Here is a 24,213-nt window from a genome sequence, read left to right as displayed (position 1 = left end):
CCGTGCACAGCGCGGTGTTACCCGCTGTCACGCCGGACAGCGCGACGGATTTCTTCGGCTTGAATGCGCCCGCGTTCGGCGTGCTGTTGTCTGCTTCGCTCATGTGAGTCGTCTCCAGTGCAAGGTGAGTTTTTTGGCCGACACCTTAAACGCAAGGAATGGGCCAGCCTTCCCAATGCGCGCTAAGTGCCTGATTTGACGGGGGACCACGGTTGCGCGCAACGCGCCGCTCATTTCATAAATGAAATGCCAATTTCAATTTGGCAATGGATGCGCGCATAATGAGCGGACTTCCCAGGTTCGCCGCGAGTCCTCCGCTTTGAGCACACCACTCTTCGAAACAGCCCAGCGTCCGCGCATCTGGGCGCTCAGCATCAGCCGCTTGCGCGATCTGTATTTCGACATCGCCGGCGAATATGTCGAACGCGCGGACCTGCGCATCGTCGCGCACGCTTTCGAGGACGCGGTGCGGGAGATCGAGAACGCAGGCGCGGAGCGTCCCGATGTCGTGATCGCGGGCGGCTCCAACGGCGCGTATCTGAAGACGCGCGTCACGGTCCCGGTGGTGCGGATCACGCCAACCGGCTTCGACGTGATGCACGCACTCGCCCGTGCGCGGCGCGACGGCGCGAGGGTGGCGCTCGTCACGCACGGCGAGCCGCCCGACGAAGTGCGGCGCTTCACGGCCGCCTATGGGCTCGACGTGACGTTCGCCTCGCATCAGTCCGCGCAGGACGCCGAGAGCGTCGTGCTCGATCTGCGCGATCGCGGCATCGACGTCGTGGTTGGCCCCGGGCTGGTCACCGATCTCGCCGCGCATGCCGGCATGGGCGCCGTGTTCCTCTACTCGCGCGCATCCGTGCGCGCCGCCTTCGATACCGCGATCGAAGTCGCGCAGGCCACGCGCCGCGAAACCATCCGCCGGCAACGGCTCGACAACTTGCTGCAACATCTGCGCGATGGCGTCGTTGCGCTCGATGCGCAAGGACGCGTCGAAGCGATGAATCAGCGCCTCGCCGGCGTGCTCGGCATCGATGCGGCCAAAGCCGTGGGCCGCGCGTTGCTCGAGCTCGCGCCCGATCTGGCCGGCAGCCTGCCCGACACGGACGGCGATACGTTCTGCACCGTGCGCGGCGCGAGCTATGTCGTGCATCGCGGGCCGCTTGCGAGCAGCAGCGCGGCGGCCGGCACTGTGCTGACGTTTCAGGAATCGCGTGCGGTCGAGCGGCTCGATCGCACGTTGCGCTCGCGCCAGCGCGTCCAGCAGTTCAGCGCGCGTTACCGGCTCGACGATATCGTCGGCGCGTCGGCATCGATCGCACGGGTCCGCACGCTGGTGCAGCGCTACGCGAGGTCCGACGCGACCGTGCTGATACTCGGCGAAAGCGGCACCGGCAAGGAGATGGTCGCGCAGAGCATGCATCAATTAAGCGCGCGGCGTGACTTCGCGTTCGTCGCGATCAATTGCGGCGCGTTCCCCGAGGCGTTGCTCGAAAGCGAGTTGTTCGGCTACGAGGAAGGCGCGTTCACTGGCGCGCGCAAGGGCGGCAAGGCGGGGCTGATCGAAGTCGCGCATCGCGGCACGCTGTTTCTCGACGAGATCGGCGAAATGCCGCTGTCGTTGCAAAGCCGGTTGTTGCGCGTGCTGCAGGAACGCGAGGTGGTGCGGCTCGGTTCGACGGAGCCCACGCGCATCGATATCCGCGTCGTCGCCGCGACGCACCGCGCGCTGACCGAGGCCATCGAAGCGGGGCGCTTTCGCGCCGACCTCTATTACCGCCTCAATATTCTGAGCATCGCGTTGCCGCCGCTGCGCGAGCGTCCCGACGATCTGCTGCCGCTCGCCGCCGAACTGCTGCGCCAGGCCGCGGCGCGTGAGCCGAGACTCGCGGCGCGCGTGCCCGACGCGGCGTCCGCCGCGCACGTGCTGGCCGGTCTCGGCGCGTCATTGCGGCGCTACGCGTGGCCGGGCAACGTGCGCGAATTGCAGAACGTGATTGAACGGATCGCCGTGGAACTTGCCGACCCCGATGCCGACGCAGACCTGCTAGCCGAAGGCGCGAGCGTCGTCACACGCGAGATGCTGCGCAGCGTTGCGCCGGAGATCGTCGAGCCCGCTGCGCGCGCAAAGCCGGCCGCGCTCACGCTGCGCGAACGCAGCCGTCACGTGGAAGCCGATCAGATCCGCGCCGCGCTCACCGCTCACGACGGCGATCGCGACGCGGTCTGCGAGGCGCTCGGCATCAGCAAGACGACGTTATGGCGCAAGCTGAATGCGGCGCGGTAGGTGTCACAGGAGTGGCTAGACCCAAACCGCCACTTTGGGCCCAGACCGCGGGAATAGAATACGCGTCGTTCAATCGTCGAAATCCCCAAACAGGAGAAGTACACCATGTCGAGACCCTATCGGATCGCTGTCATACCCGGTGACGGCATCGGCGTCGAGGTCATGCCGGAAGCCATTCGCGTGCTGGACGCGGTGCAGCAGCGCTTCGGCATCGAGCTCGAGTACCAGCACATCGAGTGGGCGAGCTGCAACTACTACGCGATGCACGGCAAGATGATGCCCGACGACTGGAAGGCCCAGTTGCAATCGGCCGACGCGATCCTGTTCGGCGCGGTGGGCTGGCCAGACACCGTGCCCGATCACATCTCGTTGTGGGGCTCGCTGCTGAAGTTCCGGCGCGAGTTCGATCAGTACATCAACCTGCGCCCGGCGCGGCTCTTTGCCGGGGTGCCCTCGCCGCTCGCGGGCCGCAAGGCGGGCGACATCGACTTCTGGATCGTGCGGGAAAACACCGAGGGCGAGTATTCGTCCGTGGGCGGTGTGATGTTCGAAGGCACCGAGCGCGAATTCGTGCTGCAGGAATCCGTGTTCACGCGGCACGGCAGCGAGCGCGTGCTGAAGTTCGCATTCGATCTTGCGCAGCGGCGCGAGCGCAAGAAGATCACGGTTGCCACGAAGAGCAACGGCATCGCGATCAGCATGCCGTGGTGGGACCGATGTGCGACCGGCATCGCAGCGCAGTACCCCGACGTAACGTGGGACAAGCAGCACATCGACATTCTCTGCGCACGCTTCGTGCTGAATCCGGATCGCTTCGACGTGGTGGTGGCGACCAATCTGTTCGGCGACATCCTGTCCGATCTCGGCCCCGCCTGCACCGGCACGATCGGCCTCGCGCCGTCGGGCAACCTGAATCCCGACCGCAAGTTTCCGTCGCTATTCGAACCCGTGCACGGTTCGGCGCCCGATATCGCCGGCAAGAACATCGCCAATCCGATCGCGATGATCTGGTCGGCTGCGATGATGCTCGACTTCCTCGGCCACTCCACCGGCAAGGAACGCACGGCGCACGATGCGATTCTCGCGGCGATCGAAGCGACGCTGATCGAAGGCCCGCATACCGGCGACCTCGGCGGCAAAGCGAACACGACCGAAGTCGGCAAGGCGATTGTGGCGAAGCTACGCTGAGGCAACTGGCGCGCCGGTGGTAGGCGAACTGCCGGTGCGCTTTCGTATGATCTGTCTTCGCATCAACGCGTGCTCCTGCGAAGACTCCTGTAATGGGCATGACATAACATCCCGCGTGTCCATTTGAAACGCCATTCACGTTTCTCCTTTTGCCAACGCTCGACCGCCGTCGCGTCGTCGCTTATGATTGCCCAGTCGCTTTCATGATGCGACCTTGCATCTTCGATACCAGCTCAATCGCGCCCGGCGATCATCGAACGACCGTCTTGTCGACCTTAAAGGGAGAAGGTGAAATGGTCTCAGTCACTGGTGCAGTCTCCGCCCGCGTTTCTCAGTTTCAGGCTGCTCTGCAGCGCAAGTCCTTTTCGCACTACCGTGAATCGTTTGCGGAAGACCTGAGCTTCACCGAGGCGGTCGGGAAGTATCCGGACCGCAACGCGCTGTACGCTTACATGCATCACTACCTGAAGTACCTGGCGCCTGAGGAGCTGCGCGAGCACCGGTCCTACTTCAGCAGTCACCGGCGCGGATTCGGCGAGGACGCATTCCATGCGATGTGGTGGCTCCTTCTGCGCGAGTATCAGCCCCGCTATTGCCTTGAGATTGGCGTATATCGCGGACAGGTCACTTCCCTCGTCGGGCTGATTGCGAAGCTGTGCGCATTCGAGTGCGAGGTCCACGGCATCTCGCCGTTTTCTCCTGCCGCAGATACGGTGAGCAAGTATCTGAAGAATATCGATTATCTGGAAGACACGCTGGCGTCCAATCGGCGCTTCGGCTTACCCGATCCGCAGTTTCTCAAGGCTTTATCGACGGATACGGTTGCCGTTCAACACATTCGTTCCAAAGTGTGGAATCTGATCTATATCGACGGCAATCACGATTACGAAGTCGCCTTGGCGGACTACACGCTGTGCCGGGACTCGCTCGCGCCAGGCGGTCTGCTGGTCATGGACGATTCAAGCCTGTACACCGACTATAGGCCCGCGAAATTCTCGTTTGGCGGACATCCGGGGCCGTCCCGGGTGGTCAAGGAATTGGCCTCTTCCGAGTTGCGTTTTCTGGGAGGCGTCGGCCATAACAACGTCTTCTCGAACAGATGATTGATCCCGTTACGCGCAGACGTTCCCGCATGAGTCGCGACGAACTGCTGCGCCGTGATCGGCCGGTCACACGGCGAGGCGGTGCGCACGCCCCAGACGGTTGCATGCTCGTGATGCGGTCGCTGCGACGGTGACGGCCCAGTGTTACCTTCGTGCGGCCAAGGCGGATTGAGCGGACGATGGAGAATCCGGGCGTGGCGGGCTGACAGCCCTCACGCGCCCTTCCTTTCGCCCCGGCGCGTTGCCACGCCATGCGCCGATGCTCCGGGGCCTCGCCACAGCTTCCCGCCATCCCGCGCATTCGCGCGGCCGCGCCCGCTCGCCTATCTCGGGTAATCCCGCGTTGACCCGCTGCCATCGAATTGCTTACAGTGGCGCGCGTTCGCGTGAAGAATCGACGTTCTATACGCGAACAAATCGCCACCCCGGCACGGTTCGAGCAACTCGACCGGTCCGGGTATGATTCATTGCCGCAGCGCAGCCAGTTTGGCCGGCCACAAGCAACGTACACCGCTGCCAGACGGCGTACGATCTCGAGAAAAACTTGTCGTGGCAGGCCCTTTCACAGTCAGGAGACCATCATGAGCCGCAGCACTGCTGTGAACATTCAAACCTTCATCAACGAACATCCCTTTTCGCCGTTCCAGTGGCTGGTTTTTTTCATGTGCTTCATCATCGTCCTGCTGGACGGTTTTGACACGGCCGCAATCGGCTTCATTGCGCCTTCGCTGATCGGCGAATGGGGCATCGCCAAACCGGCGCTCGCGCCGGTGCTGAGCGCCGCGCTGTTCGGTCTCGCATGCGGCGCGCTCGGTTCGGGTCCGTTGTCCGACCGCCTCGGACGACGCGTGATGCTGCTCAGCTCGGTGTTGCTGTTCGGCGTTGCGTGCCTCGGCTCGTCCTTCTCGACCAGCATCGAGGAACTGACCGTGCTGCGCTTCATTACGGGCGTCGGCCTCGGCGCGGCGATGCCGAACGCCGTGACGATGATGGGCGAGTACTGCCCGGATCGCCGTCGCGCGACCGTCATCAATCTGATGTTCTGCGGCTTTCCGCTCGGCGCCGCGTTCGGCGGTTTTCTCGCCGCGTGGATGATTCCGCATTTCGGCTGGCGCAGCGTGCTGCTGCTCGGCGGCGTCACGCCGCTGCTGCTGCTCATGCTGCTGCTCGCCAAAATGCCGGAATCGGTTCGCTACATGGTCGCAAACAACAAGCCGGTCGAACGGATTCGCGCGGCGCTCGCGCGCATTTCAGGCGACGCAGTGCAGGCGAGCGCCTTCACGATGACCGAAACCGCGCCGCAAACCGGCAGCAAGGGTCTGGGCGTGGTGCTGTCGCGCTCCTACATCATCGGCTCGGTGATGTTGTGGGTGGCCTACTTCATGGGCCTCGTGATCTTCTACGCGTCGATCAACTGGATGCCGATCCTGCTGAAGGACGCCGGCCTCACGCCGCAACGCGCCACGCTGATCTCGGCGCTGTTCCCGCTCGGCGGTGTCGGCGCGGTGCTGTGCGGCGTACTGATGGACCGCTTCAACGCGAACCGGATCATCGCGGCCTGCTATGCACTGACCGCCGTGAGCGTGTACTTCATCGGCCAGGCGGCCGGCAACGTGGGCGCGCTGGTGTTCATCGTGTTCGTCGCCGGCGTGCTGATGAATACCGCGCAATCGTCGATGCCGGCGCTCGCCGCCGCTTTCTACCCGACCCAGGGCCGTGGCACGGGCGTCGCCTGGATGCTTGGCGTCGGCCGCTTCGGCGGGATTGCGGGTTCGTTCCTCGTGGCCGAACTGACGCGCCGTCACTTCACGTTCGGCGGCATCTTCGCGACGATCGCAGTAGCGGGTGTGCTGTCGTGCGTCGCGCTGCTGATCAAGCAGGCAGCACGACCGCACGCGACGGAAGCGAATGCGCCCAAGGCGCAGTCGTTCGGACATTGAACGCACGACGCAGCGGCGCTGCCCGGCAACGGGCACGCCGGATGATCTGCTGAGCCTGAAGCCGCCCAAACGGGCGGCTTTTTCTTTGCCCTCTACTTTGCCCTCTACTTTGCCCTCTACTTTGCCCTCTACTTTGCCCTCTTCTTTGCCCTCTTCTTTGCCGTCACGCTCCGGCAAAAAAGCGTGGCGCGCCACTTCCCGATAAACTACGCCGTTGCTTACCCGTGCGTGCGCTTGCCCCGATGGTGAATGCCACCGTTGCCGCAACGCCGCTCATCTACAGTCAGGATTCCGGTGATGAAACGCGTAGTCGTATCCGCGCTGCTGGCGCTGTGTCTCGCGCAACCGGCCGCCCAGGCCGTCGCGCAGACCGTCAGCGAACAATGTTTTGCGATCGGCGATATCGCCGCCCAGGTCGCTTCATGGCGCGCGCACAAGAAGACCAAGGCACAGGCGCTCGAACAGGCGGCCAAGTACTACAAGGACGACGCCGATCTGCAGGCGGTCAACGCCATCATCGAGAAGATCTACAGCGCGGACGCGCCGCGCATGACGCCCGATCAGGCCAGCATGGCGTTCACGTCGGACTGTGTGACGCGGCAGAAGAAGCAGGCACCCGCGCAGTGATGCCTGATGCCTGCGGTTAGCGCGGCCCGCCCGCCGCGCTAACCGGTTCACGCGCACCGCCTAACGTCGGCGAAACGCATCCAGCGACGTCAGCGCGTTGCCGTGAAAATCGAACAACGTGTTGTTGTCCCACTGATCGCCGGCGCCGATTTTCCATCCGACATTCGGCGTCGGAATCCATTCCGGCTCCCACCAGAACACGCCCTTGCCGTGGCCGTCGGGGATCGCCTTCACGATGTCCGTCATCGCGCCGAGGAACTGCGCCTGGCCGGCCGGGGTCTGCGGAAAGGTCGAGGTGCCCACGTTGGTCATCGCGTTCGGTTCCGAATCGCCATCGCTGGTCGTCCACGGATACGCGGTCTCGACCACCATCACGTCCTTGTCGTAGCGCGTCGCGAGGTCGTTCGCGTTGTTCTGCAGGTCGCTCAGCGAACCTTGCCACTGCGGATAGTAGGACAGGCCGATCACATCGAAGGTCACGCCGCGCTGCGTCGCGCTGTCGAACCACCAGCGGCTCGTCGCGTTGTTGCCGCCGCTGTCGATATGCAGCATGACCTTGATGCGCTCGTCAACGGACTTGACCGCGTCGTGCCCGGCTTTCAGCAGCAACGCGAGATTGTCCAGCTGGTCGTACTTGCCGAGCGGCCACAGCATGCCACCGGTGATTTCATTGCCGATCTGCACCCACTCGGGATGCACGCCGTCGCGCTTGAGCATCGTCAGCACGTTCGACGTGTATGCGGACAGCAGCGCGCACGTCTCGGTGATGTCCTTGCCGGCCCACTCGTGCGGCGGATACTGCTTCCCCGGATCGGCCCACCAGTCGCTGTAGTGGAAGTCGATCAGCACACGCAAGCCGAGCGCGGCGGCGCGACGCGCCAGCGTCCGTACGTGTTCGGCATTGTTATAGCCGGCGGCCGGACTTTGATTGGCGGGAAAAAAGTCAGGATTGCCAGGATCATTCCAGACCTTGATACGAATCGAGTCGACACCGTGGTTCTTCAGAATCCGCAGACAGTCGTGCGGCACGCCATGCTCGTAGAACTTCGCGCCGTTCGCCTCCAGCTCTAGCAACGTCGATACGTCCGCACCCATCGCAAAGCGGCCGCCCCGCGCCGACGATTCCCGCTCGCCTGCCATGGCCGGCGTACCAAGCGTCGCGCCGACGCCCGCCGCGGCTGCGGCGGAGGCCAGCCATCCCAGCATTTCTCTTCGGTTCATGCGTCATCCTCCATCTGTTGAATGGCAGCTCTCTGGCAGAGCTGTCTGGTCCGGTTTGAAGCTCCTGCGATTCAACGAACGACTTTCAACCTGCGGCTTTCACCCTCGAACAACCCCTCTCTTCCCACTCATTCAAACGGCCACGCCCGTTCATGCGTCTTGCCACGCGCAGACGTCGCCGCTATTCAGACGCGCCTGCCCGAGCACGAACGTCGCGTTGGCTGGCGCAGGCGCGTGCACCGGCTGCGCGCCGAAGTTGAACGCAAAGCTCAGACCGTCGCGCCGGCGCACGCGCAAGCCGTCGGGCAGCAGTTGCGTCTCGATGCCGGCATCGCTCGCGGCCTGCTGCAACACCGTGCGGTGCAACGCGTGAGACAGCCAACCCGCCACGTAGCGCACCGTGCCGAGCGCAACGACCGCCGGCCACGCGTCGTCGAACTGCGCGACGACGCGCGTCTCGCGATTGGCCCGCACATGCTCGCGCCAATGCAGCGCCGTGCCTTCGGTGCCGTCGATCGACAGCGCAGGCGTGAGTGTCGGCCGCAGCGTCTCGACTTCGAGCACCTGCATCGGCAGCACGCGCTGCAATGCGCCGGGCGGCAGGTTGCCGGGAATCGCAAACGCGTCGGTTTTGGAACCGCTGCGCGGACCGAAGACCCACTGCGCGCTGCTCCGTTCGATCTGATCCACGAACGCGTCGTCGATCACCGCGAGGCTCGGCACGACCACGAGGCGATACGCCGACAGATCCGCGCGGCTCGACACGATATCCACGTCGAGCCCGAGTTCGCGCAGCGCTTCGTAGTAGTCGAACACCAGCGTCTGGTAATCGAAGGTCTTGCCGTGACGCTGAATCTCAAACATCCATTGCGTCTCGTAGTCGAACACGACCGCGGTGGCGGCACGCGCCGGCTTGCCGAGTTTCGACAGCGCCGCGCAGTTCGCAATCTCGCGCGCCGCCTGCTGAACTTCGAGGCCGCCCGGCGACAGTTCGTTGTTCGGCAGATTGAGCCCGGAGTGCATCTGCTCCTGCGCGTACGGACACTGGCGCCAGCGGAAATACGACACCAGTTCCGCGCCGTGCGCGAACGCTTCGTAAGCCCACAACCGCACCATGCCTCTCGCGGGCACGGGATTCCACGGCGCCCAGTTCACCGGACCGGCCTGCTGTTCCATCACCCAGAAACGTCCTGCGCCGATCGCCCGATAGCGGTCGTGATCGAAGGCGGACACGTCGGGATGCGCGGTGCGTGCGTAACGCGCTTTCTGCTCTTCGGGCAGTGCGATCGATTCGGTGCGCGCAATCGGATAGCTGTCCCATGCCGCCACATCGAGTGCGTTGTCTTTGGCGAAGCGGTAGTGATCGAAAGTCGTGAAGAAGCCCATGAAGTTGTGCAGCAGATCCGCCGCGGGCGCATGCTCGCGCAGCACGTCGATCTGCTCGCGATGGAAGCTCGCGACCTCGTCGGACATGAAGCGGCGGAAGTCGAGCAGATGGATCGGATTGGCATCGGTCGGCGTGAGGTTCGGCAAGCCGATCGCCTCGAACGACGGATACTCCATGCTCCAGAACACGTTGCCCCACCTTTCGTTGAGCGAGCCGATGGTTTCGTAACGCTGCCGCAGCCACGCGTGGAAACGCGCGAGCGCCGCGGCCGAATAGCTCGGCACGGTCTCGTGGCAGCCGAGTTCGTTATCGGTCTGCCACGCCACGATCGCCGGATGACGCCCGTAACGCTGCGCCATTGCCGCGACGATGCGCACGCATTCGCGCCGGTAGGTCTCGCTGGAAATATCGTAGTGACGACGCGAGCCGAAGTTCCAGCGCGTGCCGTCGGCGCGCACCGGCAATACGTCTGGATGCGCGTCGATCAGCCACTTCGGCGGCGACGCGCTCGGCGTGCCGAGCACGAGCTTCAGACCCGCCGCCGCGAGCGTCTCGACGGCTTCATCGAGCCATTGCCAAGCGAATTCCCCGGCGCGCGGCTCCATCCGGCTCCACGCGAATTCAGCGATCCGTACATGCGTGATGCCAAGTTCGGCCATACGTTTTGCATCGTCAGCCCACATCGCGCGTGGCCATTGTTCCGGGTAATAGCAGACACCAAGTTGCATGTGAAAGTCTCGTTGTGAGTTGACGTCGAGCGGGATGCTCAACCCTTGCTGGCACCGAAGGTCAGGCCGGCAACGAAGTGCCTCTGCATCGCGAAGAACATCAGCACGGAAGGCAGCGCGGCCAGCACCGAGCCCGCCGCGACCAGGTTCCATGCGGTCGTCCATTGCCCCTTGAGGGCGGCGACGCCCACCGTGATCGGCGCGGCTTCGTCGCCCTGCGTGAGGCACAGCGCCCAGAAGTAGTCGTTCCAGACGAACGTGAACACGAGGATGCCGAGCGCGGCGAGCGCGGGGCGCACCAGCGGCAGCACGATGCGCAGATAGATGGTCCATTCGCTCGCCCCTTCCACGCGTGCCGCCTCGATCATCTCGAACGGCAACTGCTTGATGAAGTTGCGCAGAAACAGCGTGCAAAAACCGGTCTGAAACGACACGTGGAAAATCACCAGCGCCCACACGGTATTGAAGAGACCCACCTTCAGCGCCATGTCGCGCACCGGGATCATCAGGATCTGGATCGGCACGAAGTTGCCTGCGACGAACGCGAACAGCACCGCCGTATTGCCGGGAAAGCGGTAGGTGGCGAGTGCAAAGCCCGCCATCGACGCCAGTACGATCGCGCCGATCACCGAGGGCACCGTGATCAGCACGCTATTGGCGAAGTAATGCAGCATCGGCGTCTGGGTCAGCGCGGTGCCGTAGTTTTCCAGTAGTGCGAAATGCTTTGGCCAGGTCCAGTAGTCGCCTTGCGACAGCTCGTCCGACGAGCGGATCGACGTGACGAGCACGGCCAGCATCGGCAGCAGCCAGAGCAGCAGCGCCAGCGGCAGCGACGCTTTGTAGAGCGCGCGGTTGAGCGGTCTCCAGCGTTCGACGGGAAGCGGATACATGACACGTAACTCCAGGAAATCGGCAAGGTCAACGTTCTTCGCGCAGCATGCGGCGAAGATGGAACACGATGTAGACGAGCATGATGGCGAACAGCACGACGGCGATCGCCGCGGAATAGCCTTCGCGGTAGTACTTGATGGCCATGTCGTACATGTAATAGGCGAGCACGGTGGAGCTGTCGAACGGACCGCCGCTGCTCATCACCGCAATCAGATCGAAGCTCCGCAGCGCGCCGATCACGGTCAGCACGACCGCCATGAACGTGGCGGGCCGCAGTTGCGGCAGGATCACGTGCCACAGCAAACGCACGCCTTTCGCACCCTCCATGCGCGCCGCCTCCACGACCTCGGGATTGATGCCCGTCAGGCCGGTCAGGTACAGCACCATGCAGAACGGCGTTTGCGGCCACAACGCGGCGAAGACGATGCCGAACGTCACCGTGCGCGGATCGCCGAGCACGGGAATACCATGGCCGACCAGCAGGCGCAGCAAGCCGAAGGTCGGATCGTAGAACCAGCTGAACACCAGCCCGACCACCACGCCCGACAGCACGAACGGTGCGAAGAACAGCGACTTCACGACGCGCATGCCGCGCACGTGCTGGTTCAGATACAACGCGCACAGCAGGCCGAGCGGCGGCGCCAGCAGGAACAGCGCGAGCCAGATCAGGTTGTTCTTCAGCGCTGTGTAGAACGTGTCCGAGTGGAACAGTTCGATGTAGTTGCCAAGACCCGCGAAGGTCTTCGGCGTCATGCCGTCCCAGTTGTAGAAGCTGAGCGAGATGCTGCTGATGATCGGATAAATCACGCACAGGCAAAACAATGCACAGCCCGGCAGCAGGAAGAAAAACGCGGCGCGGTGCTGATGACGGCGCGTCGTCGAGACGTGACGGTGCTGGGCCGCGGGTAAGCGGCGCGCTGCGGAATAAGACATGGATCGAGCCTCGTCGGGAGTCGAAGGCGAGCGCCGGCGTTGCTACGTCGCCGGCGCCGCGAGACTTACTTCTGGTAGATGCGCTTGCGCGTCGCTTCGAGGTGGGCGAGCACGGTGTCGAGTTGCGACGGATCGCTGTAGAACTGCTGCATGGCCTTCATGCCTTCATCGGCCATTTCCTTCTGCATGTCGCGGTCGTAGAACTGCGCGATGCCGCCCTTGGTATTCGCGAGCGTCTGGAAGCCGACCTTCGAAATCGCGTCGTCAGGCTCGGCCGCCTGGCTGTTCGACGGCAGCTGGCCCCAGCCCTTCGCAAGGTCGGCGTTGATCTGCGGCTGTTCCATGAAGGCCAGCAGCTTGCGGGCATCAGCCTTGTTCTTCGCCTTCGCCGGAATCAGCAGCACGTTGACGGGACCGTCCTCGGCCATCGGCACGTTGGCGTCGACCACCGGGAAACGGAAGAAGCCGATCTGATCCTTCAGCGAAGGCGGGATGCTCGCCGAGAAGAACGTGCCCATCAGCATCATCGCCGCCTTGCCGTTCACGAGGAACGGTGCGATCGAATCGAGATCGTAGGACAGCGCGTTGTCGATGTAGTCGTGATTGTCGAGCAGCGTCTTCCACGTCGTGTAGACCTTCTTCACCCGCGGATCGGTGTACGGCACTTCGCCCGCCATCAGCTTCTGATGGAACGCGTTGCCGTTGATGCGCAGATTCAGGTAGTCGAACCACGCGGCGAGTGTCCAGCTATCGCGAGCGGCCACTGCGATCGGCGCCACGCCGATCGCCTTCAGCTTTTTGTTGGCTTCGAGAAATTCATCCCAGGTTTTCGGCTCGCTCTTGATGCCCGCCTTCTCGAACAGATCCTTGCGATAGAAAAAACCATATGCATCATAGCCGAGCGGCGCCGCGTACTGCTTGCCCTTATACGTCGATGCTTCCTTGACCGAAGCATACTGCTGCGACCAGCCGTTCTTGCTCCAGTCCGACGACAGGTCTTCGAGCAGGCCGCGCTGCGCGTAGTAGGCCATGCGTTCGCCGTCGTGCCACGACACGACATCCGGCGGATCGGTGGCGAGCCAGCCGCCCATCTGCACCTTGTACGCCTCCTCGGTGATGTAGGTCACCTTGAGATCGACGTCGGGATTGGCTTTCTTGAACTTGTCGAACGCATCCTGCCAGGTCGAGCGCTGATTGCCGCGCGCCGACACGTTGACGTTGAGCGTGGCAGCGTCGGCGCTGACGCTGGCGAATGTGCCAGCCACCAGCGCAACTGCAATCGACACCTGGGCAAGACGGCGAAGGCGAAGAGCAATCATCTTGTGTCTCCTTGACTACCTTGTTGACCGGCAGCGCACGGCTGCCAGCGAAGTAACCCGCTCTATGGCGGAATTCGGCCCGATCGACCCGGCGATATCCGATTCGCCGGACGGGTCGATCATTCAGGCGGCGACGCGTTCGGGCTCGAACGTGCTACGCCGCAATGCAATCCCTTGCGCGTCGAACAGATGGCACGCGCCAGGCGGAACGTGAATGCGGATGCGCTCGCCCGAGCCGATCGGCGTATCGCCGGGCGCCTTCGCGATCAGCGTGCCACTCGCGTGGTCCGCGTGAACATAGCTGTGCTCGCCGAGCCGTTCCGACAGCACGGTCACGCACTGGATGAACTGACCGTCGCCGTCGAGTCGCAAATGTTCCGGGCGCACGCCGAGCGTGACCGGTTGGCCGCGCTGCAGACGCTGGCCGTCGACCTGCGCGACCAGCTTTTCAACACTTGTCTCACCACTTGCCGCAAGCGCCACCGTCACACGGCCCGGCTCGATCGAATCGACCGTCGCGTCGATGAAGTTCATGCGCGGCGAGCCGATGAAGCCCGCGACGAAGCGCGACTTCGGATGGTGATACAGCTCGAGCGGCGCACCGCTTTGCGCGATGCTGCCGTGACGCTCGGCATCCGCGCCGGCGTGCAGCAGCACGATGCGATCCGCGAGCGTCATCGCTTCGACCTGATCGTGGGTGACGTAGACCACGCTCGCGTCAGCAAAACGCCGATGCAGCCGCGCGATTTCGACACGGGTCTGGCCGCGCAGCGCGGCGTCGAGATTCGACAGCGGTTCGTCGAACAGGAACACGCCCGGCTCGCGCACGATGGCCCGGCCGATTGCGACACGCTGACGCTGCCCACCCGACAGCGCTTTCGGATGGCGCTCCAGCAGACTGTCCAGTTGCAGAATGCGCGCGGCTTCGCGCACCTTGCGGTCGATTTCATCTTTGGGCGTTTTGGCGAGCTTCAGTCCGAACGCCATGTTGTCGAACACGGTCATGTGCGGGAACAACGCGTAGCTCTGAAACACCATCGCCACGCCGCGAGCGGCGGCGGGCACGTCGTTCACGAGCCGCCCGCCGATATGCAGCTCGCCTTCGCTCAGGTCTTCGAGACCGGCGATCATGCGCAGCAACGTCGACTTGCCACAACCCGAGGGGCCCAGAAACACGCAGAACTCATGCTGCGCGATCTCGAGATTGACGCGCCGGATCACCGGCGGATGATCGCCATATGACTTCTGCACGTCCGTCAGACGAATTGTCGCCATGCTGTCTCCGTCGGATTTAACCGCTTAAATTTTTCTGAAAAAGAACTGGCCGGCCCTTGTGCGGCAGGCATTTAATCGCTTAAATTCGAGTTCGACGGGAAAAGTCATGATGGGTGTCTCCGCTGTGTTTTGCAGAAAGTTATCAATGTCGCGAGTCGCTTGCAACATCTGAATCACATTCCCTAAATATGGGATAAATCGAACATGGTCACGCTGTCCGAAGTGGCGAAGCGCGCGCACGTTACCGCCGCCACTGTTTCCAACGTGCTGCGCAATCGCGAGAAGGTTCGCCCGGAAACGGCCGAACGTGTGTTGAAGGCGATTGCCGAACTTGGCTACCGGCCCAATCTGAACGCCCGCGCACTAGCCGAGGGCCGGTCGTCGACGCTCGCATTGATGCTGTCGAACATCTCGAACCCGTTCTATCCCGAGTTCGTGCTGGCCGCCGAGCGCGCCGCGCGCAAGACCGGCCACTTCCTGATGGTTTGCAATACTGACGATGATGCCGAGATCGGCCGTGCGTATCTGAACCAGATCGCGGGCACACTGGCTGATGGCGTGCTCGTGATGAACACCGACATCACGATCAACGATCTGTGCGCATCGGCCACGCACAGCGCGCCGATCCTGCTGGCGATGTGGGAGCACCCGGAATCGCCGCCCGCACTGCCCTGCATCGCGGTGGATTTCGCGCACGCGGGTGAGTTGGCCGCGCGGCATCTGCTCGAACTCGGCCATCGTGACATTGGCCTGTTGATTGGCGATGGTTGCGGCGGCTTGCAGGATGCGCGCTCAAACGGATTTCGCGCGGCCATGCACGCGGCGGGCATCGAAACGGATACTGCCGCGGTGCTGCAGATCCGCGACTCGATCGACGCCGGCTACGCGGCCTGCATGCAACTGATGGCGAACCGGCCGCATCTGAGCGCGATCTTCGCGACCAACGACCTGCTCGCGATCGGCGCGGCGCAGGCGTTGATCACGCTCGGCCGCGCGGTGCCGGACGACGTGTCGGTGATCGGCATCACCGACATTCAACTCGCGCATCAGGTGCACCCTGCCCTCACCACGGTCGCGATCCAGACGGCGGCGATCGCGCAGTTGTCGATCGACAGTCTGATCAGGTTGATCCAGACGCCTGAACAGCAGCCGTCGATGGTGCTCGCGCCGCCGCCTGAACTGGTGGTGCGCGCATCGACGGGACGACGGCGAGCGCGGTGATGCGGTGAGCGCTGAGCCCTGAGCCCTGAGCCCTGAGCCCTGAGCCCTGAGCGCAGTGAGTGAACCCGACCGCATCACTCATCGAGCGCAATCTGCACGAAGCGTCACGTTCATACCCGCACGCGGCAGCGGTCGTTTAACGCTGCGTCTGCTGTAACGCGGCCTGATGCGCTTTCACGAGATCGGCCATGCTGTTGAAGCGAAAGTCGATCTTCGGCGGCGAGCCCGGATTCATCGTCGCGCCGAAGCCCTGCTTCGCATGCCGTCGATAGATCCAGCACGACGCCAGACCGAATTCGTTGGCGGGTTGGTGATCGTGGAACAGGCTCTCCGCCGTGTGCAAAATGTTTTCCTTGCCGATACCCCGTGCGCCGAGCTTTTCCAGCATGTACTCGAAATTGCGCGGCGACGGCTTGTACGAGCCGACGTCTTCGGCGGTGATGATCGCGTCGAATTCGACCTGCAGTTTCGCGTTGCTATATGCGAAGCTTTCGTTATCGACATTCGACAGAATCACCAGCTTGTAATACTGCTTCAGGTAGCGCAATGCCGCTGCCGAATCGTCGAACGCGGGCCAGTTGCGGATGGACTTGCCATACGCAAGACAGTCAGCGAGCGTGTACGACACCCGCCATTCTTCCGCGAGCCGCTTGTAGACGATCGGCAGCAGTTCCTGATAACGCCGCCCCGGCGTGTACCTCTGCTGCGACGACTCATGCCGCGCATGCGCTTCGAGCACCTGGTCGCGCGTGAGCGGCGACTCGACGCGCTCGAGAAGCGGCCGCAAGCCTTCGAAGATGCCTGTCTCCCAGTCGATCAACGTGCCATAGCAGTCGAAGGTGAGCGTATTGAAGTCGGTCAGTTGCATACGAGTTGCCTCTCCGGATTGCGGACTCTCAGACGCTACGCAAGCAGCGCAGCACACAGGTTCACGCGACCCACTCAGGCGTGGTCGCGCTCTCCGCTCAAACGCCGCGCGAGCTCGCGACCGCGGCCGGTCAGCTTGAGTGTCGAGATATCGCCGTCGTCGCGCCAGGCAATTTCGACCAGCTCATAGCGACTCAGCGCAAGCACTTCAGAATCGACTTCTTGCAAACGCCGTTCGGCGTCCCTGAGACGCAGCAGGGTTGCAACTTCGTGATGGGTCAGCATCGGCCACCTCGTCAATGAATAGAGGACGTGCCGATATCGTAGATGGATAGCCCGACATTCAGACTACGGTTGTGTTGCGTAAAATTACCGCGTTACAGATTGCGGCGGCGGCTGCCCGACGCGCGGGCACTGCGGATCGTCACTTGCCGCGCGCCACCGACATCAGTCCCTTCACCCGTCGCGCGATATTCGACAGCACGCTGCCGTGCGGATTCGCGGATGCCTGCCTGTGCGCCATGCGCTGCAAGTCGTGCCGGTCGTCCTCGAGTGCGCGCGCATGAGCCGCTGGCGCAAACGGCCATTCGATCGCCACCGCTCGCAGGATCGCTGCGCGCGGCCCTTTCTCGGCCCGGTCGATATACGCGTTGATGGCCAACGCCTCCTGCTCTGCCGACTCGTGAGAATCGGTGGCGATGAAGTCATTCAGCCCTTCGATATGGACGCACCACAACCGTTCGCTCACGTGCTGTCTCCGTAGGGGTTCTGAATCGCCGACCGCGCGATCCGGGCTCTTTGCGTCAGCGTTATCGCCCGCTGTTATTGCCCGCTGTTATTGCCCGCTGTTATTGCCCGCTGTTATTGCCCGCTGTTATTGCCCGCTGTTATTGCCCGCCGCTATTGTCCGCTAAATGAACAACGCCGTGTTCCTCGTCGACATACCTGCTCAAAACGCGGCTCGCAGCCGTTCCCAGTCTAGATCCGAAAAGCAGGGCTCGTCTGTGGCCTAGCTGACCTTCACGTCGTTGCACCGTATGACTGGAGTCTCGACCCAACCTCAGTAGGCATTAGGATGATGAAGCCCCTTGAATACAGTCGCGACAATGATTTTCACGTCCAGTCCGAATGACCAGTTCCGCAGGTAATACAGATCGTGCGCTACGCGGCCCTCCATCTTTTCGATGCGATCGGTTTCGCCGCGAAAGCCGTTGATCTGTGCCCACCCAGTAATGCCGGGCTTGATGCGGTAGCGCTGAATATAGCCGGAGACAATGTTCTGATAGAGATCGTCGTGTTCAAGCGCATGCGGACGCGGGCCGACCACCGACATGTCGCCACGCAGCACGTTAAAGAACTGTGGCAATTCATCGAGGCTCGTGCGTCGAAGGAATCCGCCCACCGCAGTGATGCGTGGATCATCGCGAGTCGCCTGTTCGAGCACCCCTTGCTTCTGCTCGTGCAGACGCATGGTGCGAAACTTGTAGATTGTGAAGACCCGGCCGTCGGCGCCTTTGCGGAGTTGCCTGAAGAACACCGGTCCTCGCGAACTGAGTTTCACGGCAATCGCGCACGCGAGCAGTATCGGCGCTATCGCGATCAGCGTACACAGTGCGAAGAGACGATCGAACAGTTCCTTCTGCAGCATCGCATTGGGCGGTATTGGCGAGGCCGCCAGATTGATCGTCGGCACGCCTAGCAGTTCCGTCATGCTGCCCTCAAAGAGCGCAAGCGCGCGCACATCGGGCATGAACCGTATATTGATCAGATCGTTGCGAAACTCGTCGACCAGCCTGAGAATCGCGCGCTCTTCGGTGAGCGGCAACGCCAGCCAGACTTCGCCGATGCTCTGCTCGCGAACGTAACGGGCAAATGCCGCGTGCTCGCCGAACACCTGCACCGGCGAGGTCGTCGAGATCGCGCTATTGGGGCGCAGGTTATACAGCGCTTTGGCACGAAAGCCCGCGGCAGGCGACTTCTCCATCTTCCGCAAGATTTCGTCGCAATGATCGCCGCAGGCGGCCACCGCGACCTGCTGCAGATTCAAACCGGCATGGCGAACGCGGCCGAGCAGAGCGTGCGTGATCAGGCGGCCCGCGATCATCGCGGCGCCCGACATGCCGGTCCAATACACGAACCAGAGACGCGAAACGAAGTCGATCCGGTGCAACGAGAACATCAACGCCATCGCACAGGCCTGCACCACCAGCCAGCCAAACGCGACTTGCCCCGCCAGCGCTCCCTTGGAGCGGCCGCGCCATGATGCATACACGCCGAGCGCGGGAAACACCGCAAGCGCAAACGCTGCCGCAAAAGCCACGAACGCCAGATAGAAACCGCGTTGCGGACCCGAATCGAAACGAATCTGCGAAGCCACGAGTGCGCCTGCCAGGATCATCGTCACATCGAAACATCTTGCAAGTAGACCGGTAATCAATCGCATTGCAACCCCCTGAGCGCACGCATTCGTTCGATACGATTGAATCAGCCGCAACGCCCATACTTGTCATCGAACCTGACGATGTCGTCTTCGCCAAGATAGGCTCCCGATTGAACCTCGATGATCTGCAGCGGCACGCGGCCGGGATTTTCCAGGCGGTGGCGGATTCCTATCGGGATGTAGGTCGACTCGTTTTCGCCGAGGAGAAACTGTTCATCCCCGCGCGTGACGAGCGCGGTTCCGCTCACGACCACCCAATGCTCGGCGCGGTGGTGATGCATTTGCAGCGACAGGCGCGCGCCCGGCATCACGACGATCCGTTTGACCTGAAAACGGTCACCGTGATCGATCGAGTCATAAAAGCCCCACGGACGGCGCACCTTTCTGTGTGCATCGGCTTCCGGCGACTTGTCCCGCTTGATACGCGACACGAGGCTCCTGATCTCCTGCACGTGCGAGCGGTCCGCAACCAGCACGGCATCATCGGTCTCGATCACGATCAGATTGTGCGTGCCGACACAGGCCAACAGTCGACCGCCGTCCGAGCGCGCATACGTTGCGCTCGCGCCTTCGAACAGCACGCGGCCATTCGATGCATTGCCGCACTCATCCTTCTCCATTGCCTGCCAGACCGCATCCCACGAGCCGAGGTCCGACCAACCCGCTTCGAGCGGCACCACTACGCCGGCGAAAGGCGAGTCGGGCTTGCCCAATTGCTCCATGACCGCGTAGTCGATCGAATCGGATGGCGAGCGCAGAAACTCAGCGGCTTCTGGAACGACGCACTCATCGGATTTTTTTGCGCCACGATAGGCCTGAATGCAAGCTGCGTGTATCTCCGGTTGAAACCGCTCGACGGCTGAAAGCCAAACGGACGATCGAACCACCACCAGCCCGCTGTTCCACCAGTAATTGCCCGACTCGACATATTGAGCCGCGAGTTCCGCCGCAGGCTTCTCGATGAAACGCTCGATGTGGCGCGCGCCATTCCCTATCTCGCTGCCGAGGCGGATGTAGCCGAAGCCGGTGTCGGCGCGATCGGGCGGAATGCCTAGCGTGGCGATGGAACCCGCCTGCGCATGATGGGCTGCAATGTCGATTGCGTGATGAAGCGCGTCGAGATTCGCAATCACATGGTCGGCGGGCATCGCGACCAGGATGGCGTCCTGGCCATCCGCACAGGCGGCTAGCGCGGCGAGCGTGAGAGCGGGCGCGGTATCGCGGCGAGCCGGCTCCGCCACGATGCGCGCATTGACGCCGATTTCCCGCGCCTGTTCGTAAGTGGCGAAGTAGTGTTCGGCGCCACAAACTATCACGGGATCCGCGGCGACGTCCCATGCGCTGCTAAAACCTGCCATGCGCCCCATCGTCGCCTGAAGCAAGGTCTGGTTGCCTATCACGTCGATCAGCTGCTTCGGAAACTGCTCGCGCGACACTGGCCACAGGCGGGTCCCCGAACCACCGGCGAGAATCACCTGCACGAGCGGTGGATAATCCGGCAGCAGCTTATCGATCGCATCGCTATCCGCGTCGCCTGCAACCACCGTCACTTTGCTCATACAAAGCTCCTTTTCACTGCAGCCGGCCTGAGAACGATCAATCCGACGTCCACGCATAACGCGTTGCGTCGTGAAGCACGCCGGTGCTTTCTCATGTGAGTATTGACAGGACGTCCGCATGACGCGAACAGCGCCAGCCGCCAGGTTCGCAGCGACGCAAGAAGCGCGCTCGGCAGCGAATCCGGCTCGGCCGGGAAATATGCGTATCACTGTGATCGGATCACGGCATGGCGCGTAGTGGCAGCGACACGCATCGACGTCGTGCTCACAGGCAAATGCTCACGAGCGTCGTACCCGATGAAATCGATCATAGTCATACCGCGTTGCAGCACAGTATTTGTGGCGCGAACAGTTGAAGTTTTGGCCCTGCTCGTCGGACCTCTTTGGCAACTACCGGGATGTGTGCGAATTCGACGCGCGACGCAGCTGCAGAGCTTGGAAATCAGTGATGACACGCGATTCCGTTCACGTGATGGTGCCGATACATGAGCCACGCAAAGGTAGGACACCCAGGTAGGACATCCGATATTGTCCGTTGTCGATAAAACGCTGCTTTTCTTGAGGCCGCCATGCTGGTTTTCAGCGCGTGGGAGGGTTTTCAAAGACTGTGCGCCATTCGTCGCCGAACTCGGCATAGTCGGGCTCGCGCTGATGCTGAGTTCCCAGAGTCACGATGCTACATCGGCGAAATGACGTTCTTTGGCAGGCAGTGGCTCGCGAACCGGGTACGGAAGAAACTGCTCGACGCACGCGTACGGAAACCGGGCGTCGATGAAATTCGTCAGCGCAGCCTTGAAGTTCTCGGACGAAAAACGCTCGGCGTTTCTGCGGCATTGCCGTGGATCGAACAGAGCTGCATTGCTTTCAAACCGGTTTATCGCTTCCAGCAGAGACTCCGGTGTCTGCTCGCCGAAGAACACACCTGTCGGGCGCTCAAGCGGCAACCCGACCACGGACTCGAGCGCGCCGCCCCGGCCGAACGCGATGACCGGCGTTCCGCAAGCCTGCGCCTCCACTACCGAAATACCGAAGTCTTCTTCCGCGGCAAACACGAACGCGCGAGCGCGCTGCAGATGGTCGACCAGAACCTCGAACGGTTGATGACCGAGAATCGTCACGTTCTCCCCGGCGCCGGACTTGATCCTTTTCATCTCGGGACCATCGCCAATCACCACCAGTCGCCTTTCAGGCGTCTGCGAAAAGGCCTGCACGATCACATCGATGCGCTTATAGGGCACCATGCGTGATGCCGTCACGTAAAAATCGTCTTTCTGCGTAGACACCACCATGTTGGCCAGATCGACCGGTGGATAGATGACGGTTGCCTCGCGTTGATATACCTTCCTGATCCGCCGCGCGATGAACTGCGAATTCGCGACCAGGTAATCGACCCCGTTGGCCGAGCGTGAATCCCACCCCCGAATGTAGTGAAGCAGCACGCGGGCCATCGCGGATCTGATTCCCGAGTCCAGATGGGATTCCCGCAGGTATTGATGCTGCAGGTCCCACGCATAGCGAATCGGCGAATGAATGTAACTGACGTGCACCTGATTCGGCCCGGTAAGAACGCCCTTGGCGACTGCATGCGAACTGGAAATGACGAGGTCGTAGCCGGACATGTCGACCTGCTCGATGGCGATCGGCATGAGCGGCAGGTAGGCACGATAACCTCTGCGCGCAAAAGGCATCCGCTGGATAAACGACGTGTTGACGGATTTACCCATGACGCACTCGCGATCTTCCAGGAAATCGACAATCGAGAAGAGGTCCGCGTTCGGGAAGCACTCGATGATATTCTTCAAAACCTTCTCTGCACCACCCGACACGACCAACCAATCGTGAACTATAGCGACTTTCACTTCGACCTCCTGTGAGATGACACCGGGACCTGCGTGTCCAACCTTCTGCGCCATTCGTCTTCTGCCGCACGTGCCTGAGGTCGCACACCGAATACCATGCGAACCATCCCCAGCGCCCGCCCGGCGCCCGGTACCAAACCAAGCAGTTCCAGGCGAATCATGACGCCCATCAGCAAGGCCGCGAGTGTCGCTTCGCCAATCACCCGAGCAGACGCCATGCCGAGAGCACCATATCGGGGTGCGAGAAAGAGTGCCGTTGCGAGATTGAGCAGTCCGGACACAACGCCTGCAATCGCAAGCAGCCGGTCTTTCTTTCGCGGCACGAATACATAGAGCGCGACGAACCCGTTAAACGCAACGAACGGGAACATCCACGCAAAAACCTGCAGTACCCTGGCACTTGGTTCAAATGCAGCCCCGAGGATCCAGGGCACTACGAAAGGAGCAAGCGTTAGTGCGCCGCATAGCACCAGGAATCCGTAGCCCATCAGCAACATGGCGCCGCGCCGGGTCGTGGCATGCGCGCCGTCGTTGTCTGCCTGTGCCAGTTGCCGCGATATGGTGGGAATGAACACCTGCGCCGCCGGCCCCATCAGGCTCAACCCGACCATCGCGAAGCGTTCGGCCGCGCCGAAATAGCCCACTTGCACGGGCGTCGACAGTAGCGTCAACAGATAAGTTGACGACATCGTCAGCATGATCGAGCCGGACGAGTAGCAGAACAGCGCCGTCGAGCCTCGTACCAGAGGAACGACGCCGGCCAGCTTGAGACGCGGCAATCCCAGTTGATAAGTCGTCAGACCATATGAAATGATTGACGATGCGATGGCGGAGATCAGAAGACTGCCGAGCACCCACACGGCATCGTCGGGCCCTTTGACGAGGCTCAGAACCAGAACGAGACTCAATGCGAAGCCGAATACCTCGATCATGACAGGCGTTCGAAAGTGCTGACGCCCCTGAAACAACCAGCCAAGGTTCAACGCCGACACGATTCCCAGCAGCGTGGCGAGCAGCCCGATGAGCGGGCGCTCCGACAAGACCGGCGAGCTCATCGTGGCCACGATGCCGATAACGGCGCCCAGCAGTCCAAGCAGAAGACGCGCGCTGACGTGCAACGAAAAGATCGCATTACATTCCGCTACCGATTGCGCTTTCGACACTTCGCGCATGCCGACGAACGTGAATCCATAGCCGACGAGCATCCATATCACGTTCATCAGGGACATCGCCGCCAGCACACGGCCGTACTCGGTTACACCAAGCACTCTTCCGTAAAACGGCACCACGATGATGAGGTAGACGTACCTCATCAGATATCCGCCATAGACAAACGCAATAACGTTAGCGCTCGCTCGTCTATCCATA

At 62.3% G+C, this 24,213-nt stretch carries 19 protein-coding genes; 6 read left to right on the top strand and 13 right to left on the bottom strand.

Annotation, left to right across the window (positions count from 1 at the left end):
- Positions 1–319 precede the first annotated feature (319 nt).
- The 5 genes from prpR to BN2475_RS20540 all read left to right on the top strand — a co-directional run bounded on the left by prpR (position 320) and on the right by BN2475_RS20540 (position 7,145).
- Positions 320–2,287 carry a propionate catabolism operon regulatory protein PrpR gene (prpR, locus tag BN2475_RS20560; RefSeq protein WP_094781332.1) on the top strand — a complete coding sequence of 656 codons (1,968 nt, stop codon included), beginning with the start codon at positions 320–322 and terminating at the stop codon, positions 2,285–2,287.
- A gap of 105 nt (positions 2,288–2,392) precedes the next feature.
- A complete protein-coding gene (locus BN2475_RS20555; RefSeq protein ID WP_094781331.1) occupies positions 2,393–3,475 on the top strand; it encodes a tartrate dehydrogenase in 1,083 nt (360 codons plus the stop codon).
- A 266-nt stretch (positions 3,476–3,741) separates the two neighbouring features.
- Positions 3,742–4,578: a class I SAM-dependent methyltransferase gene (locus tag BN2475_RS20550; protein WP_159444590.1), complete on the top strand. Its 837-nt coding sequence runs from the start codon at positions 3,742–3,744 to the stop codon at positions 4,576–4,578.
- A gap of 581 nt (positions 4,579–5,159) precedes the next feature.
- Positions 5,160–6,518 carry an MFS transporter gene (locus BN2475_RS20545; protein ID WP_094781329.1) on the top strand — a complete coding sequence of 453 codons (1,359 nt, stop codon included), beginning with the start codon at positions 5,160–5,162 and terminating at the stop codon, positions 6,516–6,518.
- Positions 6,519–6,815: 297 nt separating this feature from the next.
- Positions 6,816–7,145, top strand: a complete 330-nt coding sequence (locus BN2475_RS20540) for a hypothetical protein (protein WP_094781328.1) — start codon at positions 6,816–6,818, stop codon at positions 7,143–7,145.
- A gap of 60 nt (positions 7,146–7,205) precedes the next feature.
- Here the strand turns inward: BN2475_RS20540 and BN2475_RS20535 are convergent, their stop codons facing one another.
- The 6 genes from BN2475_RS20535 to BN2475_RS20510 all read right to left on the bottom strand — a co-directional run bounded on the left by BN2475_RS20535 (position 7,206) and on the right by BN2475_RS20510 (position 14,899).
- The gene (locus BN2475_RS20535) at positions 7,206–8,366 is read right to left on the bottom strand and encodes a glycoside hydrolase family 53 protein (RefSeq protein WP_094781327.1); all 1,161 of its coding nucleotides are present in this window, start codon (positions 8,364–8,366) and stop codon (positions 7,206–7,208) included.
- Between the two features lie 150 nt (positions 8,367–8,516).
- Entirely contained in the window at positions 8,517–10,481 is a 1,965-nt protein-coding gene (locus tag BN2475_RS20530; protein WP_094781326.1) for a beta-galactosidase, read from the bottom strand.
- 38 nt (positions 10,482–10,519) lie between these two features.
- Positions 10,520–11,371, bottom strand: coding sequence for a carbohydrate ABC transporter permease (locus BN2475_RS20525; protein ID WP_094781325.1), 852 nt, complete (start codon positions 11,369–11,371; stop codon positions 10,520–10,522).
- Positions 11,372–11,399: 28 nt separating this feature from the next.
- The gene (locus BN2475_RS20520) at positions 11,400–12,305 is read right to left on the bottom strand and encodes a carbohydrate ABC transporter permease (protein ID WP_094781324.1); all 906 of its coding nucleotides are present in this window, start codon (positions 12,303–12,305) and stop codon (positions 11,400–11,402) included.
- 65 nt (positions 12,306–12,370) lie between these two features.
- On the bottom strand, positions 12,371–13,624 hold the full coding sequence (locus BN2475_RS20515; protein WP_094781323.1) for an ABC transporter substrate-binding protein: 1,254 nt from the start codon (positions 13,622–13,624) through the stop codon (positions 12,371–12,373).
- Between the two features lie 123 nt (positions 13,625–13,747).
- Positions 13,748–14,899, bottom strand: coding sequence for an ABC transporter ATP-binding protein (locus BN2475_RS20510; RefSeq protein WP_094781322.1), 1,152 nt, complete (start codon positions 14,897–14,899; stop codon positions 13,748–13,750).
- 204 nt (positions 14,900–15,103) lie between these two features.
- Between BN2475_RS20510 and BN2475_RS20505 the strand changes: the two genes are divergently transcribed.
- Positions 15,104–16,120 carry a LacI family DNA-binding transcriptional regulator gene (locus tag BN2475_RS20505; RefSeq protein WP_094781321.1) on the top strand — a complete coding sequence of 339 codons (1,017 nt, stop codon included), beginning with the start codon at positions 15,104–15,106 and terminating at the stop codon, positions 16,118–16,120.
- Positions 16,121–16,256: 136 nt separating this feature from the next.
- Here BN2475_RS20505 and BN2475_RS20500 read toward each other — a convergent pair whose 3' ends face one another.
- The 7 genes from BN2475_RS20500 to BN2475_RS20470 all read right to left on the bottom strand — a co-directional run bounded on the left by BN2475_RS20500 (position 16,257) and on the right by BN2475_RS20470 (position 24,212).
- Complete coding sequence (locus tag BN2475_RS20500) at positions 16,257–16,988, bottom strand: haloacid dehalogenase type II (protein WP_094781320.1); 732 nt, start codon at positions 16,986–16,988, stop codon at positions 16,257–16,259.
- A 74-nt stretch (positions 16,989–17,062) separates the two neighbouring features.
- A complete protein-coding gene (locus BN2475_RS20495) occupies positions 17,063–17,272 on the bottom strand; it encodes a hypothetical protein (protein WP_094781319.1) in 210 nt (69 codons plus the stop codon).
- Positions 17,273–17,411: 139 nt separating this feature from the next.
- Positions 17,412–17,735 carry a hypothetical protein gene (locus BN2475_RS20490; protein ID WP_094781318.1) on the bottom strand — a complete coding sequence of 108 codons (324 nt, stop codon included), beginning with the start codon at positions 17,733–17,735 and terminating at the stop codon, positions 17,412–17,414.
- A gap of 312 nt (positions 17,736–18,047) precedes the next feature.
- Positions 18,048–19,430: an undecaprenyl-phosphate glucose phosphotransferase gene (locus BN2475_RS20485; RefSeq protein WP_094781317.1), complete on the bottom strand. Its 1,383-nt coding sequence runs from the start codon at positions 19,428–19,430 to the stop codon at positions 18,048–18,050.
- Between the two features lie 41 nt (positions 19,431–19,471).
- Positions 19,472–20,986: a mannose-1-phosphate guanylyltransferase/mannose-6-phosphate isomerase gene (locus BN2475_RS20480; protein ID WP_094781316.1), complete on the bottom strand. Its 1,515-nt coding sequence runs from the start codon at positions 20,984–20,986 to the stop codon at positions 19,472–19,474.
- 668 nt (positions 20,987–21,654) lie between these two features.
- Positions 21,655–22,845, bottom strand: a complete 1,191-nt coding sequence (locus BN2475_RS20475; protein ID WP_094781346.1) for a glycosyltransferase family 4 protein — start codon at positions 22,843–22,845, stop codon at positions 21,655–21,657.
- On the bottom strand, positions 22,842–24,212 hold the full coding sequence (locus tag BN2475_RS20470) for a lipopolysaccharide biosynthesis protein (RefSeq protein ID WP_094781315.1): 1,371 nt from the start codon (positions 24,210–24,212) through the stop codon (positions 22,842–22,844). The genes BN2475_RS20475 and BN2475_RS20470 overlap by 4 nt, the downstream gene beginning before the upstream one ends.
- Between the last annotated feature and the right edge of the window lies 1 nt (position 24,213).

It is taken from the genome of Paraburkholderia ribeironis, from assembly GCF_900019265.1.
GTDB lineage: Bacteria > Pseudomonadota > Gammaproteobacteria > Burkholderiales > Burkholderiaceae > Paraburkholderia > Paraburkholderia ribeironis.
This window is presented reverse-complemented; position numbering and strand designations above follow the sequence as displayed.

What these genes read in the sequence shown, in the direction of transcription:
- BN2475_RS20555 (WP_094781331.1), top strand. Translation starts at nt 2,393, where the DNA reads ATGTCGAGACCCTATCGGATCGCTGTCATACCCGGTGACGGCATCGGC.
- BN2475_RS20545 (WP_094781329.1), top strand. Translation starts at nt 5,160, where the DNA reads ATGAGCCGCAGCACTGCTGTGAACATTCAAACCTTCATCAACGAACAT.
- BN2475_RS20540 (WP_094781328.1), top strand. Translation starts at nt 6,816, where the DNA reads ATGAAACGCGTAGTCGTATCCGCGCTGCTGGCGCTGTGTCTCGCGCAA.
- BN2475_RS20535 (WP_094781327.1), bottom strand. Translation starts at nt 8,366, where the DNA reads ATGAACCGAAGAGAAATGCTGGGATGGCTGGCCTCCGCCGCAGCCGCG.
- BN2475_RS20530 (WP_094781326.1), bottom strand. Translation starts at nt 10,481, where the DNA reads ATGCAACTTGGTGTCTGCTATTACCCGGAACAATGGCCACGCGCGATG.
- BN2475_RS20525 (WP_094781325.1), bottom strand. Translation starts at nt 11,371, where the DNA reads ATGTATCCGCTTCCCGTCGAACGCTGGAGACCGCTCAACCGCGCGCTC.
- BN2475_RS20520 (WP_094781324.1), bottom strand. Translation starts at nt 12,305, where the DNA reads ATGTCTTATTCCGCAGCGCGCCGCTTACCCGCGGCCCAGCACCGTCAC.
- BN2475_RS20515 (WP_094781323.1), bottom strand. Translation starts at nt 13,624, where the DNA reads ATGATTGCTCTTCGCCTTCGCCGTCTTGCCCAGGTGTCGATTGCAGTT.
- BN2475_RS20510 (WP_094781322.1), bottom strand. Translation starts at nt 14,899, where the DNA reads ATGGCGACAATTCGTCTGACGGACGTGCAGAAGTCATATGGCGATCAT.
- BN2475_RS20505 (WP_094781321.1), top strand. Translation starts at nt 15,104, where the DNA reads ATGGTCACGCTGTCCGAAGTGGCGAAGCGCGCGCACGTTACCGCCGCC.
- BN2475_RS20500 (WP_094781320.1), bottom strand. Translation starts at nt 16,988, where the DNA reads ATGCAACTGACCGACTTCAATACGCTCACCTTCGACTGCTATGGCACG.
- BN2475_RS20495 (WP_094781319.1), bottom strand. Translation starts at nt 17,272, where the DNA reads ATGCTGACCCATCACGAAGTTGCAACCCTGCTGCGTCTCAGGGACGCC.
- BN2475_RS20485 (WP_094781317.1), bottom strand. Translation starts at nt 19,430, where the DNA reads ATGCGATTGATTACCGGTCTACTTGCAAGATGTTTCGATGTGACGATG.
- BN2475_RS20480 (WP_094781316.1), bottom strand. Translation starts at nt 20,986, where the DNA reads ATGAGCAAAGTGACGGTGGTTGCAGGCGACGCGGATAGCGATGCGATC.
- BN2475_RS20470 (WP_094781315.1), bottom strand. Translation starts at nt 24,212, where the DNA reads ATGGATAGACGAGCGAGCGCTAACGTTATTGCGTTTGTCTATGGCGGA.